Origin of the sequence: Amycolatopsis silviterrae (assembly GCF_042684085.1) — a bacterium.
GTDB lineage: Bacteria > Actinomycetota > Actinomycetes > Mycobacteriales > Pseudonocardiaceae > Amycolatopsis > Amycolatopsis silviterrae.
In genome coordinates this window covers 264,814-280,417 of the sequence record NZ_JBHUKS010000018.1, presented here as the reverse complement: position 1 = coordinate 280,417, position 15,604 = coordinate 264,814, and the positions used below count along the sequence as shown (strand labels likewise).

Below are 15,604 nucleotides of genomic sequence, written 5' to 3'. Positions count from 1 at the left end.
GAGCGACCCGCAGTGAGCAAGCAGCTACGCGACTCGATCAAACGGAAATACCATGAGCGTTCCCGAAGATGGCAGCGTTGTTGAGTTCGAGGAACCCGACCAGCGGGACGGCCGGTTGAGACGGCGAATGGAGCTGGAGTTCATCGACAGCGGGCTCGACAGCTCCTCGCTGGAGATGCAGTCCGTTGACGAACTCCGCTCGTCGCTGGACCGGCTCGACGCGGTAATCGCCCGCCAGCGGAAGAAACTCGCGCTGCACAAGGAAGCGCTGGCGACGGAGAACGGGACGAAAGGGCGTTCGGACGCCCTCCGCAAGGTGAACGCCAACCGCAGTGCCTTGAAGCTTTCTCTGGAGCGGCGTGAGCAGATCCTCGAACTGATCAACGGATTGACCGTCGGACAGGAGATCGGCAAGCTCAGAAACGCGGTGTCCGGGGTCGACGACGCCGGAACCAAGGAGGAATTCCACCGGCTGCTCGGCGAGTTCGAGAGCAAGACCGACGAGATCGACGGCGAGCTGAAGGAAACGAGCCGGAAGATCGCCGAGGTCGAGGCCGCGGCGATGGCGACGGAAATCGACAAATACGAGCGAAAAGCCAAGGTGTGGCAGAACTTCCTGGCCAAGGAATCCGTCGCGACCTATGTCGGGGCGGCGATTCTGCTGATCATGTGCCTCGCCGTGGTGGCCGCGATGTTCGCCGCGGTGGAGATCAACCAGGTGCTGTCCAGCGCGTTCCTGCTGGTGCTTGGCTACTTCTTCGGGCAATCCACCGGGAAGAAACAGGCGGAGTAGCCCGCTCGGCCCGCTTCCCGGAGGCGGGCCGAGCGGCAGGTCACTTCAGCTGCGCCGAGGTCTTCCCCAGCACCCGCCGGGCCACGATGAGCTGCTGGATCTGCTGCGTGCCCTCGAAGATGTCCAGGATCTTGGCATCCCGGGACCACTTCTCCAGCAACGATTCCTCGGTGTACCCGTACGCCCCGGCGAGTTCGACGCACTTGAGCGTCACATCGACCACCGTCCGGCCGGCCTTGGCCTTCGCCATGGAAGCCTGCAGGGAGTTCGGCTGACGGTTGTCCGCCATCCACGCCGACTCCAGCGTCAGCAGGTAGGCCGCCTCGTAGTCCGCCTCCAACTGCAGGAAAGTCGCAGCTGCGGCGTGCTGCGTCAAGGCCGGGCGGTCGTAGTCGATGACGACACCGGCCTCGGTCAGGACGCGCCGGGTCTCGTCCAGCGCCGCGCGGGCGACGCCGATCGCCATCGCGGCCACCAGCGGGCGGGTGTTGTCGAAGGTCTGCATGACCCCGGCAAAGCCCTTCGCCGTGTCGATTTCCGGCGTGCCCAGCAGGTTTTCCCGGGGGACGCGGCAGTTTTCGAAGCGCAGCACGGCGGTGTCGGACGCGCGGATGCCCAGTTTGTGCTCCACGCGCACGACCTCGAAACCAGGCGTGCCCTTCTCCACCACGAACGATTTGATCGCCGCGCGGCCCTTCGTGCGGTCCAGCGTCGCCCACACGACGACGGCGTCGGCGCGCTGGCCGGACGTCACGAAGATCTTCTCGCCGTTGAGGAGGTAGTCGTCGCCGTCCGCGGTGGCCGTCGTGGTGATGGCGGCGGAGTCCGAACCGCAGCCAGGTTCGGTGATCGCCATCGCGGCCCACAGGCCCTTGAAACGCTCAAGCTGCTCGTCGGTCGCCACGGAGCCGATCGCCGCGTTGCCGAGGCCCTGGCGCGGCATGGACAGCAGCAGGCCGACGTCGCCCCAGCACATTTCGATCGTGCCGAGCACCACGTTCAGGTTGGCGCCGTTGCGGTTTCCCTTGTCGCCGTCGTCCTTTCCGGACCGGCGCACGCCCGCCGCGCCCGCGCCGCCTTCGCCGGAGGAGTTGAGGCCGTCCAGCAGCGCGGCGAACATGTCCAATTCGGACGGATAGGTGTGCTCGGCGCGGTCGTACTTGCGCGAGATCGGCCGGAACACCTCGGCCGCGGCCTGGTACGCCTGGTTGATCAGCGCGCCGGCCTTTTTGGGGGCTTCCAGGTTGATCATGAGTTGCCTTTCGGAGCAAGGAAAAGGATCAGAGGAGGACGGCGCCTTCCATCACGCCGATCGCCCGCAGGTCGCGGTACCAGCGCTCCACCGGGTGCTCCTTCACGAACCCGTGCCCGCCAAGCAGTTGCACGCCGGCGTTGCCGATCTGCATGCCCTTGTCCGTCGCGAGCTTCCGGGCGAGAGCCGCTTCCCGCGCGTATTCCTTGCCCTGCTCGGCACGGGCGGCCGCGCGCAGCGTGACCAGGCGCAGCCCTTCCAGCTCGATCGCGATGTCCGCCACCGAGAACGCGACCGCCTGCCGGTGGCTGATCGGCTCGCCGAACGCGGTGCGCTCGTTGACGTAAGGCACGACGTAGTCCAGCACCGCCTTGCCGACGCCAGCGGCGAGCGCCGCCCAGCCGAGCCGCGAAAGCCGTACCACCTCAGTGAAAACGTCCGCCTTGCCACCACCGAGCAGCGCGCCCGCGGGCAGCGAAACCTTCTCCAGGTGCAGCTTCCCGGTGGCCGCGCCACGCAGGCCCATGGCGGGTTCGGACTCGATCGTCACGCCCGTGCTGGACGATTCGACGAGGAACAACGCCGGTCCGCGGCCTTCGAGATCGGCCGAGACGAGGAACAGCTCCGCCTCCACCGCGCGCGGGACGAGCGACTTCACGCCGTCGAGTTGGTAGCCCTTCGGAGTGCGCTTCGCCTTGGTGGCGGGCTTGAACGGGTCGAACAACGGCGTCCGCTCCAGCAGCGCGAGCGCGGCGGCAGGCACCTGCTCGCCGGTAAACGCGGGCACGTAATCGGCCTGCTGCTGCTCGTCGCCCCACGCGACCAGCGCGGTGCTCACCGCCGACGGGGCCAGCACGGCCACCGCCAGCCCGAGGTCGCCGTGCGCGAGCGCCTCCGCGACCAGCGCGTTCGTGACGACCGAGCGTTCGGTGCCCGCGCCGCCCAGCTCCTCCGGGATCCCGACGAGGCTGATGCCCAGTTCGGCCGCGCGGCTCAGCAGCCCCTCCGGCGCGGCGAGCTTCTCGTCGGCGTCCGCGGCGGCCGGGCGCAGCTGCTCGGCGGCGAACTCGCCGACCGTCTCGACGATGAGCTGCTGGTCCTCGTCCGGCGTGAGATCGAAGAGCCCGCGGTCGTCCGGCTTGGCCAGCCGGGCGGGTTTGCCCAGCCGCTGGACCGAGGTGAACGACCTGGTCGCCGCCCCCGCCGCACGGAAACCGCTCCGGGTCCCCGTCTTGACCAGGTTCTGCACCGGCCCGCGCAGCCCGACCCGGTCGATCGCCTTGCTCCCGGCCAACCGGGTGAGCGCGGCCAGGCCGAGGCCCATCGCGTCTCGTTTCCTTGGCGCAGCCATGCAGCATCTCCCTCGCGTTACCTACTCACGAGTAGGTTAACGTGGCGACGCGGAATCCGCCAGTGCGGCCCGGGTCACCCGTTTGGCCAGCGCTGTGGCTGCGTGATGGCGCAGACGAAGAGTCGGGTCGAAGAAAAGCTCGATGGTCGTGACGCGGTGGCCTTCGTCCGTGCGAACCAGATGCAACGGTCTCGTGGGCGGCAGCTGCTTACCCGGACGGGAGCCGGAAGGGGTGGTTTCGCGGAGAGTGCGGGGCCTCACCGAGTCGAGCCGAGTCGGACCTCGCGAGGTTCTCCTCTCTCAAGAGTTGTGACTTCACTACTGAAGTACTTCACTGCTGAAGTCACAACTCAAAACAGAAAACCACTTTCAAAGCCCTCCGGCCGTCAAGCCCGCCAGCCTCGAGCGGCGAAGATCCTCAGCCGAGCCCGAGAACCGTGTGCAGCACCGCCGTCAGCTCCGTCTGCAGCTGCGGCCTGCTCTTGACCCGCCCGGTCCGGCTCAGGTCGTTCGCGATGGTCAGCGCGGCATGTACCCGGATCCGTGCCTCGCGCGCCGGAAGCTCCGGAAACACCGCGCACAGCAACGAAACCCACTGATCCACATAGTCCCGCTGCACCCGCCGCAGATCGGCCTTGTCCCGCTCCGGCATGGTCACGCGGTCCGCCGTGAACGACACCAGAAGCTCCGGCGTCCGCAGCAGAATGTGCACGTACGACGCGGCGAGCCGGCCGAGCGCGGACCGTTCGTCGGGGGCCTGCAGTGCCTGCTCGGCGGCGAGCGCGAGCCGGTCGGCGGCGCGGTGTCCGATCGCGACCATCAGCGCGGCCTTGCTGGGGAAGTGCCGGTACACGCTGGGTCCGGCGATCCCCGCCGCCGCGCCGATGTCCTCCATGCTCACCGTGTGGAAGCCGCGTTCGGCGAACAGGCTGGTCGCGGCCGTCAGCACCTGCTCGCGGCGGGACGGCGTGCCGAGGCTGCTCGCGACCGGGGCCGTGGGCTCGGCCGGAACCGGCAGCGAGACGTCGAGCACCGACAACGCCAGTTCGACCAGCAGCGGCACGAACCGTTTGCGCGCCACCGACGTGTGGTGCACCGCGACGCTCCCGAATACCGACAGCGCGGCCCAGCACAACAGCTCAGCCTCGTCCGCGGACAGCTCCGGACGCAGCGTGAGCAGGGCTTTCGTCCACGCGTCGAGCACCGCGCCGGACCGGCGGCGGATCTCCCGGCGCTGTTCGCGCGGCAGATGCGGCCCCTCCCAGCGCCACAGCGCGGCGATCTCCCGGCGCTCGACCGCCTGCGTCGCGAGGCCGGTGAGCAGCGAGTTCAGCTGGGAAAGCGGCGGCTCGGAATCGGCGAGCGCGGCCGCGGTGGCCGTCTCCATGTCGTCGATCCCGGCCAGTACGACGTAGGCGAGGATCGCCTGCTTGTCGGCGAAATGCCGGTACAGCGCGGGCCCGGTCACGCCCGCCGCCGCGGCGATGTCGTTGATGCCGACCCCGTGGAACCCCCGCGCGCGAAACAGCTCGGCCGCGACGGCGGCGAGCTGGGCCTTGCGGTCGCGAGGCCGCGTGCCGCGTGCGGGAGTGGTACTCATGGTGAACTGACCATAGCGCGTATCGAAACTACGGCAACCCATTGACACCATGGGGTTCATCGGGCTTATGTTAATGGCCATTAGCACCTACTGGCCGGTATAGTCGGCGGCGAGATACACCGCAGTGTCCAACCATGCCGCTTCGCGGAGGAGTGTTCAGTGAGTAGCGAGGCCTACATCTACGAGGCGTTGCGCACGCCCCGGGGCAAGAACAAGGGCGGTGCCCTGCACGGCACCAAGCCGGTCGACCTGGTGGTCGGCCTCATCCAGGAGCTGAAGGTCCGCCACCCGAACCTCGATCCGCAGGAGATCGACGACATCGTGCTCGGCGTCGTGTCCCCGGTGGGCGAGCAGGGCGCGGACATCGCGCGCACCGCGGCGCTCGTCGCGGGCCTGCCGCAGACGGTCGCGGGCGTGCAGCTCAACCGGTTCTGCGCGTCCGGCCTCGAGGCCACGAACGTCGCGGCGCAGAAGGTCCGCTCCGGCTGGGACCAGCTGGTCATCGCGGGCGGCGTGGAGTCGATGTCGCGGGTGCCGATGGGCTCCGACGGCGGCGCGCTGTTCATGGACCCGGCCACCGCGTACGACCACTACATCGCCCCGCAGGGCATCGGCGCGGACCTGATCGCGACGATGGAGGGCTTCTCTCGCGAGGACGTCGACGCCTTCGCGGTCCGCTCGCAGGAGAAGGCTGAGGCGGCCTGGTCCGGCGGCTACTTCGCGAAGTCCGTGGTGCCGGTGAAGGACATGAACGGCGTCACCATCCTCGACCACGACGAGCACCGCCGTCCGGGGTCCACTGTGGAGGGCCTGGCGAAGCTCAAGCCTGCCTTCACCACGATCGGCGAGATGGGCGGCTTCGACGCCGTCGCGCTCCAGAAGTACCACCAGGTCGAGAAGATCGACCACGTGCACACCGGCGGCAACTCGTCCGGCATCGTCGACGGGTCGGCCATCGTCCTGGTCGGCAGCGAAGAAGCGGGCAAGCGGGCCGGTCTCACGCCGCGGGCGCGCATCGTCGCCACCGCCTCGATCGGCTCCGAGCCCACGATCATGCTGACCGGTCCGACGCCTGCCACCGAAAAGGTCTTGAAGACCGCGGGCCTGACCCCGGACGACATCGACCTGTGGGAGCTGAACGAGGCGTTCGCGTCCGTCGTGCTCAAGTGGCAGAAGGACCTGAACCTCCCGGACGAGAAGATCAACGTCAACGGCGGCGCGATCGCCATGGGCCACCCGCTCGGCGCCACCGGCGCGATGCTGGTCGGCACGGTGGTCGACGAGCTGGAACGCCGCGAGGCGCGCCGGGCGCTGGTGACCCTGTGCATCGGCGGCGGCATGGGTGTGGCGACCATCATCGAGCGGGTGTGAGGACTACCGTGTCAGACAACAAGACGACCGAGAGCAAAACCATCCGTTGGGACAAGGATTCCGACGGCATCGTCACGCTGACCCTGGACGACCCGGACCAGTCGGCCAACACGATGAACACGGCCTTCCGCGAGTCGCTCGCCGCGACCGTGGAACGGCTTGAAGCGGAGAAGGACGACATCACCGGCGTCGTGCTCACCTCGGCGAAGAAGACCTTCTTCGCCGGCGGAGACCTGCGCGACCTGATCCAGGCGCAGCCGGAGCACGCGGCGGAGATCACCGCCTCCAGCGGCGCGATGAAGAGCCAGATGCGCAGGCTCGAACAGCTCGGCAAGCCGGTCGTCGCGGCCATCAACGGCGCGGCGCTCGGCGGCGGCCTCGAAATCGCGCTCGCGACGCACCACCGCATCGCGGCCGACGTCAAGGGCAGCCAGATCGGCCTGCCCGAGGTCACCCTGGGTCTGCTGCCCGGCGGTGGCGGCGTGGTCCGCACCGTGCGGCTGCTCGGCATCCAGAGCGCGCTGCTGAACGTGCTGCTGCAGGGCCAGCGGCTCAAGCCGCGCAAGGCGCTGGAGCTGGGCCTGGTGCACGAGGTCGTGGACACCGTCGAGGAGCTGGTGCCCGCCGCGAAGGCGTGGATCAAGGCCAACCCCGAGGGCGGCGTGCAGCCGTGGGACGTCAAGGGCTACAAGATCCCGGGCGGCACCCCGTCGAACCCGAGCTTCGCGGCGAACCTGCCCGCGTTCCCGGCGAACCTGCGCAAGCAGCTCAAGGGCGCGCCGATGCCCGCGCCGCGCGCGATCCTCGCCGCCGCGATCGAGGGTTCGCAGGTCGACTTCGACACCGCGATCCAGGTCGAGACGCGGTACTTCGTCAGCCTGGCCACCGGGCAGGTTTCGAAGAACATGACCAAGGCGTTCTTCTTCGACCTGCAGACGATCAACTCCGGCGGTTCGCGTCCGGACGGGTTCGAGAAGTACACCGCCAAGAAGGTCGGCGTGCTCGGCGCCGGGATGATGGGCGCCGCGATCGCTTACGTGTCCGCCAAGGCGGGCATCGACGTCGTGCTCAAGGACGTCTCGCAGGAGGCGGCCGAGAAGGGCAAGGGCTACGCGGTCAAGCTTGAGGAGAAGGCGCTCTCGCGCGGCAAGACCACGCAGGAGAAGTCGGACGCGCTGCTGGCGCGGATCAAGCCGACCGCCGACCCGGCCGACTTCGCGGGCGTCGACTTCGTGATCGAGGCCGTGTTCGAGAGCGTCGAGCTGAAGCACAAGGTGTTCGGCGAGATCGAGAACATCGTCAACGCGGACGCGGTGCTCGGCTCCAACACCTCGACCCTGCCGATCACCGCGCTCGCCGAGGGCGTGCAGCGGACCGAGGACTTCATCGGGATCCACTTCTTCTCGCCGGTGGACAAGATGCCGCTGGTCGAGATCATCTGCGGCGAGAAGACGTCGCCGGCCACGCTGGCCAAGGTCTTCGACTACACGCTGCAGATCCGCAAGACCCCGATCGTCGTCAACGACAGCCGCGGCTTCTTCACCTCGCGGGTCATCGGCACCTTCATCAACGAGGCGGTCGCCGCCCTGGGCGAGGGCGTCGAGCCGGCGTCGATCGAGCAGGCGGGTTCGCAGGCCGGGTACCCGGCTCCGCCGCTGCAGCTGATGGACGAGCTGACCCTGACGCTGCCGCGCAAGATCCGCGCGGAAACCCGCGCCGCGATCGAGGCGGCGGGCGGCACCTGGACTGCGCACGCGTCCGAGGCCGTCATCGACACGATGCTCGACAAGTACGACCGCAAGGGCCGCAGCAGCGGGGCGGGCTTCTACGAGTACGACGAGAACGGCAAGCGCACCGGTCTGTGGCCGGGCCTGCGCGAGGCGTTCGGCTCGGGTTCGGCGGACGTGCCGTTCGAGGACCTCAAGGAGCGCATGCTCTTCGCCGAGGCGCTGGAAACGGTGAAGTGCTTCGACGAGGGCGTCCTGACCTCGGTCGCGGACGCCAACATCGGGTCCATCTTCGGCATCGGCTACCCGGCCTGGACCGGCGGCGTGATCCAGTACATCAACCAGTACCAGGGCGGCCTGCAGGGCTTCGTCGACCGGGCCCGCGAACTGGCGGCGCGGTACGGCAGCCACTTCGAGCCGCCGCAGTCGCTGGTGGAGAAGGCCGCCAAGGGCGAGATCTACGAATAAAGCTGAATATTCTTTTCGCGGCGGGGCCGCTCCGGGGTTTTCCCGGGGTGGCCCCGTTTTTCGTATTCATTTCGGTTTCTTTCCGCTGTTTCCGTAATTTGATCATCGGAATTCCCGGAGGGGTAGCTCAGCGCAATCGCGCCTCCGGCGAACGGCTGAACCGCCACCACCCGAATGGCCGTCATGCAGGCCGGAAACCCTTGCCGTGACGGCACAAATCCCGAAGCCTTGCTCATCCGGCACATGGGATACTTCGGCATGGATCAGACGGTGGCCGTCGCGGGGGAGCAGCTCGCGTTCGCTGGTGCGGATCGGCTTGTCAAGCTCATCGGGGCGCTTTATCAGCGGCCCCGGGCAGGCGATCGCCCGCGGGATTTGCAGGATGACGGCGAATGGCGGCCCGGTTATCACCGGGAGCGGGCCGGGCGGCGCGGGCTGCCCATGGTGTGCCTCGTCGGCGACGCGCGCGAGGGCGTGCTCGAAGAGCTGGGCTCCCGGTTGCAGAACGCGAAACCGGCGGGCACGGTGCGTTCGGTCTACCTCTCGCTCGCCGACCGGCCGGACACCGACGCTCCCGGCGAGGCGACCGGGGCGAGCGTCGAGGCCGTGCGCGACATTCTGTGGCGCGTCCGGAACACCCTCGTCCGCAGCGCGCGCACGCGCGAAAGCCGGTTGCGGTTCCGGCTGTTCACGCTGGTCGACCAGCTCATGGCGAAGAAGTTCCCGGACGACGAAACCGAGCCCGAGCACATCCTGCTGCGCGAGTTGCAGGAGAACGGCCTGCTGGTGCGTTTCCGCTCGGCCATCGACAGCGTCAGCCGCGAGCTGGTGCCGCAGCATCCGGCGTGGCGGTTTCCGTTGCTGCTCCTGCGGTTGCTGACGCTCGGCACCTTCCGGCTCGCCGTCACCGGGCGCGTGCCGGGGCTGTCCGGACGGTACCGGTGGTTCCTGCGCCAGCCGCATCTCGCGCCGGAGATGTCCGGCAGCTTCGTCCGCTTCGCGCTGCGGCTCACCGACGGCGAATGGCAGAAGGAATCGCCGGAGTTCGTCGCGCGGCTGCTGGTCAACGCATTCCTGGAGGACCTGCGCCGCGAGTACCGGCTGCGGCCGTGGCAGTTCTGGCGGCGGCGCCGGATGACCTACCCGGTGCTGCTGCTAGACGAGGTCGGTCCCGCCAACGGCGGCTACCGGCTGCTGGAGCTGATCAACGACGTCCGCAACCAGGTCGGCCTCTTCGACCCGCTGCTCGTGGTGAGCGCGAGCCAGGCGCCTCCGCCGGACGCCGCGCCGAGCGAGGACCGGCCGAAGTACCACGCCGCCGATGCCGCCGGTGCGTACCGGGTGTGGCAGAACCGGCTCAGCGCGGACCGGCGCGCGCGCCGCCCGACCGCGTGGTACCTGCCGATCGGGCTCGACACCCCGCAGACCGAGGGCGAGAAAACCGAGGTGCGCAAGCGAATGCTGGCCCTCGGTGAGCATTACGACCTGGCAGGCGGACGCGGGCGGTCGGCGTGGTGGACGACGCGCTGGATCCGGGCCGGGGTGCCCGCGGTGGTGCTCGCGCTGGTCGCCGGGTTCGCGATCGTGCGTTATCAGTCCTTTCTGGACAGTCACTGCGGCACGTCGAGCGAATGGCTGACCCGGGTGGGCGACCAGTGCGTCGGGATCTCCGACGGCACCTTCACGCTGTTCTCCCCGGTCGACAAGGAGGGGACGATCCAGCAGGTCGAAGCCGTGATCGCGGACCAGAACCGGCGGGCGGCGGAACTGCATCAGCAGCATCCGGAACGGCCGTACATCACGCTGGTCGACCTGGAGGCGCTGACGTCGTCGAACGGCACCGCCGAAGGGCTTACCGCGGAACGGGAATCGCTGGAGGGCTTCGCCGTCGCACAGTCGCGCCAACTCGACGCGACCGCCGCGGCCGAGCCAATCGTCCGCATGCTGATCGCCAACGGCGGCAAGGGAATGCATCAGGGCGCGCAGGTCGCGCAGATGCTGCTGGAGATGGCGAAACAGGACCCCAGCATCGTCGGTGTGGTCGGCCTCGACATGAGCAGCGAACCGACGTCCGACACGATCCGCGCACTCGGCGACGCGGGCATCCCGGTGGTCGCCGCGACCCTCACCGCCGACCGTCTCGCCGACCAGAACCCGATCTACTTCCAGGTCGCGCCCCAAAACCGCCGGGAGGCCGCGGTAGCCGCCGCGTTCGCCGCCCAGCAGCCCGGACCGCGCGCGCTGCGCGTCTACTACTCCGACGACGACACGGATTTCTACAGCACGAACCTCCGCGACGACGTCCTGAAATCCTTCCAGGACAAGGGCTTCACCGTGGAAGCGCGCGCGTTCGACCCGGACGGAGGCCCCGTCGGACGGACCGCCCACGGGCGATACGGCGACCGCACCGTGGGCAACGCAGGCGCCGCCGGACGGGACAGCTGCTCCTACAACGGCTTCGCGTTCTTCGCCGGCCGCGGAGTCCCGGACTTCGGCGCATTCCTGGCCGGAGCCGCCCAATGCGGCAGCACCGCGACGATCATCGGAGACGACGACGTCTCCCGTTACGTCGCGGATTCCGTTGCGCGAGAACGCAATCGCGCACTTCCGTACTACTACCTTGCACTCGCGAGCGCACCGGCGACGGCGACGAAAGGCCTCGCGCGCGACTTCTACACCACGCTCAACGCCAAGTTCAACTTCGAACGCACCGACAAGGGCCGGTCGTTCGACGGCCACGCCGCGCTGTCCTACGACGCCGCGCTGGTGATGATCACCGCGACCGCGTACCTGCGGGAGACGTCGTCAAAGGTCCCGGTAACCCCCGGCGCGGTGTGGCGCGAGATCGCCGCGATCCACACCTCGCGGCCGGACGCGAACCAGACCAACAAGTACATCGAGGGAGTCAGCGGAACCATCGACTACGGCGGCGACATCAGCAGGCATGTCCCGCAGGACAAACCACTCGCGGTACTGCGGGTCCAGAACGGCGAAGTCGAGGAGGAACTGCAGGGTTTCTGCGGCAAGGCAGTCGTCCGCGCCCCGGACCCGTGGTGCCCGGCGGACGGCTGAACGGCGCGGGCGTTCGGCCCGAATTCTCCCGGATGTCACCGATCGCGGCTAAGGTCGCGCCATGCGCCGTCGTGTCACGGTGGTTCTCGCCACCGTTCTGCTGACCTCCGCCACTGTGCCGACAACGTTGTCATCGGCCAGTCCGCTCGACCCGGCCGCCGTCGCCGATCCGCTGATCGGCTCAAAGGGCGACGGCAACACCTACCCGGGCGCGACCGCGCCGTTCGGGATGCTGGCGTGGAGCCCGACGAGCACGCGCGGCGATCAGACCAGCACCGGCGCGGCCAACGGCTACCAGTACGACACCACGCGGCTGCGCGGGTTCAGCCTCACGCATGTCAACGGCGCGGGCTGCAATCCGGGTGCGGCGGGCGATGTGCCGATCCTGCCGTACACCGGGGACGTCACGTCGTCGCCGACCGCGGACACCAAGGACGCGGTGTACGCCAGCGACTTCAGCCACGCCGACGAGAAGGCGACGCCCGGACGGTACCGGCTCGGTCTCGCGAACGGCGCGACCACGGACTTCGCCGCGGCTGAGCGCTCCGCCGCCGGACGCGTGGAGTTCCCGGCGGGCAAACCGGCGAACCTGTTGTTCCGCACGTCGAATTCGCTCAACGGCAGCGAGGACGCGGAAACGCACATCGACCCGGCCCGCCGCGAGGTCACCGGCTCGGTGCTCACCGGCGCGTTCTGCGGCCGTCGCGCCAACGGCGGGGTGAACAACCGCAAGACCTATTACCGGCTGCACTTCACCGCGCGGTTCGACCAGCCGTTCACCAGCACCGGCACCTGGCGTGACAGCACACTGCGGCCGGGCGGGCTCGACCAGACCGGCGGCGAGGGGTACGCGACCGGCAAGGACCGCGCCGGCCGCGGCTCCGGCGGCTGGGTCGGTTTCGCGCCGGGCAGCAAGGTCACGATGCGGATCGCGATCTCGTACGTCTCCCTCGCCGGAGCCGAGCGGAATCTGCGCGCGGAGCAACCACCGTGGTCCACCGTGGACTCGATTGCCGCGGCGACCCGCCGGGAGTGGAACGCCAAGCTGAACCGGGTCCGGATCGGCGGCGGAACTCTGGCACAGCGCACGGTTTTCTACACCGCGCTGTATCACTCGCTGCAGCAGCCGAATCTGGTCAGCGACATCGACGGCCAGTACCTCGGGATGGACCGCGCACCGCATCGCGTCGAACGCGGCCAGGACGCGCAATACAGCAACTTCTCCGGCTGGGACCAGTATCGCGCGCAGATTCAGCTGCTGGCTCTGCTGGAGCCACGGGTCGCCGGCGACTTCGCGCAGTCGTTGTTCAACTATGCCAAGCAAAACGACGGCGCCTGGGACCGCTGGGTGCACGTGAACGGTGCGACGCACGTGATGACCGGCGACCCGGCCGCCGCGACGCTCGCGACCTTCTACGCCATGGGCGTGCGCAACTTCGACTACCGCGGTGCCTTCGATTCGCTGTACGCACAGGCGACCGTGCCGCGGCCGGAAGGCTTGCAGGACGCGGGTTGCCCGGGGCAATGCGTCGGCCAGCGGCCGAATCTCGCGCAATATCTCCAATCCCACTATGCGCCCAACGACGTCTGCCACTGCTGGGGCGGCGGTGCGGAGACATTGGAAGACTCGATCGCGGACTTCGCACTCGGCCAGTGGGCCGCTCAGCTCGGGCGGAAGAAAGAGGCAGCGGAGCTGGCTGCGCGCGGCGGGTACTGGCGCAACGTTTTCAATCCCGCCACCGGCTACATGCAGGGGCGCAATGCGGACGGTTCCTGGGTGACGCCGTTCGACCCGGCCAGCGACCGCGGTTTCGCGCAGGGCAGCGCCGCCGCGTACACGTGGCTGGTGCCGCAGGACGTCACCGGTCTGGCGGAAGTCATGGGCGGCAAGGAAACCGCCGCGAAACGGCTGGACGGGTTCTTCCACGACGCGGCCGGAAACTGGCAGCTGCGCGGCGGCGGCCCGCTGAAGTACGACCCGACGAACGAGCCGGACATCCACGCGCCGTGGCTGTACAACGAACTCGGCAGGCCGTGGCAGACGCAGGAGACCGTGCGGCAGATCGTGGACACGGTCTACACCACCGGCCCGTCCGGGCTGCCGGGCAACGACGACCTCGGCACGATGTCCGCCTGGTATGTCTTCGGTGCGCTCGGGATCTACCCGCGCACGCCGGGCTCGGGCGAGATGGTGCTGTCGAGCCCGCTGTTCCCGCGAGCGGTGGTGCGCTCCGGCAGCGGCGCGGTGCTGACGATCACCGGGGTTGGGTCAGGGAAGTACGTGCGGTCGGCCTGGCGGAACGGCCTGCCGCAACGCGACTGGAAGGCACCCGCTTCGCTGACTCAGTACGGCGGGCGGCTCGACTTCGTGCTCTCTCCGTCACCGACCGAGTGGGCTGCGCACTCGCGGTAACCACGGCGGCGTCCGGCACCGGCTCTGAACCAACCAAGCGCTGGGCCGAACGGCCTAGTCCGGTAAGTCGGATCGATCACGAACCGCCCGTTCCACCCGTCCCGCCCGGTAGCGTGCGAATCCGGTACGGCATACGGAACGGGGGACGTGGTGGCACGGGCAGGCGCGCGGCCGATCATCGTGGTGCTCGCCTCGTGCGGGCTGGTGGCTTCGTTCATGCAGACGCTGGTCATCCCGTTGATCCCGGCGTTCCCCAGACTGCTGAACACCACGCCGACGGACGCGTCGTGGGTCGTCACCGTCACGCTGCTCGCGGCGGCGGTCTGCACCCCGGTCGCCGGGCGGCTCGGGGATCTTTACGGCAAGCGCCGCGTGCTGCTCGTGAGCCTGGCGGTGCTGATCGCCGGGTCCGTGGTCTCGGCGCTCACCAGCTCGCTCGCGCTGATGATCGTCGGCCGCGGGCTGCAGGGCTGCGCGATGGGTGTCATCCCGCTCGGCATCAGCATCATGCGCGACGAACTGCCCGCCGAACGCGTCAGCGGCGCGATTTCGCTGATGAGCGCGACGCTCGGCGTCGGCGGCGCGATCGGCCTTCCGGTCGCGGCGATCGTGGCCGAGCACGCGGACTGGCACGTCCTTTTCTGGGGCGCGGCCGGCCTCGGGCTCGGCTGTGCGCTGCTGATCCTGCGGTTCGTCCCGGAATCGCCGGTCCGCGCGCCCGCGCCGTTCGATTTCCTCGGCACGCTCGGGTTGATCGTCGGCCTCACGAGCCTGTTGCTGCCGATCGTCAAGGGCGGCGAGTGGGGCTGGGGCAGCCCGGCGACGCTCGGGTTCGCCGCGACGGCGGTGGTCGTTCTCGCCGCCTGGGGCTGGTATCAGCTGCGCCGCCGCGACCCGCTCGTCGACCTGCGCGTTTCGGCCCGGCGGCCGGTGCTGTTCACGAACCTGGCGTCGATTCTCGTCGGCTTCGCGATGTACGCGATGTCGCTGTCGTTCCCGCAGCTGCTGCAGGCACCTTCGGCGACCGGCTACGGACTCGGCCTCACCATGGTGCAAGCCGGTCTGTGCCTCGCGCCGAACGGCCTGGTGATGATGGCGCTGTCCCCGGTCTCCGCACGCCTCACCAACCGCTACGGCGCCCGCGTCACGCTCATGACCGGCGCGATCGTGATCGCGGTCGGCTATCTCTTCGCGATTTTCCTGATGGCCAACGCGGTCGAGCTGATCATCGCGTCGGTGATCATCGGCGCGGGCGTCGGAATCGCTTACGCCGCGATGCCCGCGCTGATCATGAGCGCGGTCCCGGTCACCGAGACGGCCTCGGCGAACGGGCTCAACTCGCTGATGCGCTCCGTCGGCACCTCGACGTCGAGCGCCGTCATGGCCACGATGCTGGCCCACCTGACGATCACCGTCGGCTCGTTCACCGTGCCGTCGCTCGCCGGTTTCCGTGCCACGTTCGCGGTCGCCGCCGTCGCGGCGGTGGCCGGGCTGGCGTTGACCGCGGTGGTGCCGCGGGTCCGTGCCGCCAGCCCGGAACTCGCCCGGGTCTAGAGC

General features: G+C 69.0%; 10 protein-coding genes. 6 read left to right on the top strand and 4 right to left on the bottom strand.

Features of this window, described 5'->3' with window-relative positions; translation table 11 throughout:
- Positions 1-52: 52 nt before the first annotated feature.
- Positions 53-793, top strand: a complete 741-nt coding sequence (locus ACFSVL_RS26640) for a hypothetical protein (protein WP_378308286.1) — start codon at positions 53-55, stop codon at positions 791-793.
- Positions 794-833: 40 nt separating this feature from the next.
- Here the strand turns inward: ACFSVL_RS26640 and ACFSVL_RS26635 are convergent, their stop codons facing one another.
- From ACFSVL_RS26635 to ACFSVL_RS26625, 3 genes are all read right to left on the bottom strand, one after another.
- Entirely contained in the window at positions 834-2,045 is a 1,212-nt protein-coding gene (locus ACFSVL_RS26635) for an acyl-CoA dehydrogenase family protein (protein WP_378308285.1), read from the bottom strand.
- 28 nt (positions 2,046-2,073) lie between these two features.
- On the bottom strand, positions 2,074-3,369 hold the full coding sequence (locus ACFSVL_RS26630) for an acyl-CoA dehydrogenase family protein (protein ID WP_378308394.1): 1,296 nt from the start codon (positions 3,367-3,369) through the stop codon (positions 2,074-2,076).
- Positions 3,370-3,814: 445 nt separating this feature from the next.
- Positions 3,815-4,996 carry a TetR/AcrR family transcriptional regulator gene (locus tag ACFSVL_RS26625; protein ID WP_378308284.1) on the bottom strand — a complete coding sequence of 394 codons (1,182 nt, stop codon included), beginning with the start codon at positions 4,994-4,996 and terminating at the stop codon, positions 3,815-3,817.
- A gap of 159 nt (positions 4,997-5,155) precedes the next feature.
- On the opposite strand from ACFSVL_RS26625, the gene ACFSVL_RS26620 reads away from it, so the two are divergent.
- On the top strand, positions 5,156-6,367 hold the full coding sequence (locus ACFSVL_RS26620) for an acetyl-CoA C-acetyltransferase (protein ID WP_378308283.1): 1,212 nt from the start codon (positions 5,156-5,158) through the stop codon (positions 6,365-6,367).
- Positions 6,368-6,375: 8 nt separating this feature from the next.
- The gene (locus ACFSVL_RS26615; RefSeq protein ID WP_378308282.1) at positions 6,376-8,562 is read left to right on the top strand and encodes a 3-hydroxyacyl-CoA dehydrogenase NAD-binding domain-containing protein; all 2,187 of its coding nucleotides are present in this window, start codon (positions 6,376-6,378) and stop codon (positions 8,560-8,562) included.
- On the opposite strand, the gene ACFSVL_RS26610 is transcribed toward ACFSVL_RS26615, so the two are convergent.
- Entirely contained in the window at positions 8,553-8,822 is a 270-nt protein-coding gene (locus tag ACFSVL_RS26610) for a hypothetical protein (RefSeq protein ID WP_378308281.1), read from the bottom strand. The two genes, ACFSVL_RS26615 and ACFSVL_RS26610, sit on opposite strands and share 10 nt — an antisense overlap.
- Here ACFSVL_RS26610 and ACFSVL_RS26605 point away from each other — a divergent pair.
- The 3 genes from ACFSVL_RS26605 to ACFSVL_RS26595 all read left to right on the top strand — a co-directional run bounded on the left by ACFSVL_RS26605 (position 8,821) and on the right by ACFSVL_RS26595 (position 15,601).
- On the top strand, positions 8,821-11,634 hold the full coding sequence (locus tag ACFSVL_RS26605; RefSeq protein WP_378308280.1) for a hypothetical protein: 2,814 nt from the start codon (positions 8,821-8,823) through the stop codon (positions 11,632-11,634). The two genes, ACFSVL_RS26610 and ACFSVL_RS26605, sit on opposite strands and share 2 nt — an antisense overlap.
- A 61-nt stretch (positions 11,635-11,695) precedes the next feature.
- Positions 11,696-14,047, top strand: coding sequence for a GH92 family glycosyl hydrolase (locus ACFSVL_RS26600; protein WP_378308279.1), 2,352 nt, complete (start codon positions 11,696-11,698; stop codon positions 14,045-14,047).
- 75 nt (positions 14,048-14,122) lie between these two features.
- A complete protein-coding gene (locus tag ACFSVL_RS26595; protein ID WP_378308393.1) occupies positions 14,123-15,601 on the top strand; it encodes an MFS transporter in 1,479 nt (492 codons plus the stop codon).
- The last annotated feature ends 3 nt before the right edge of the window (positions 15,602-15,604 follow it).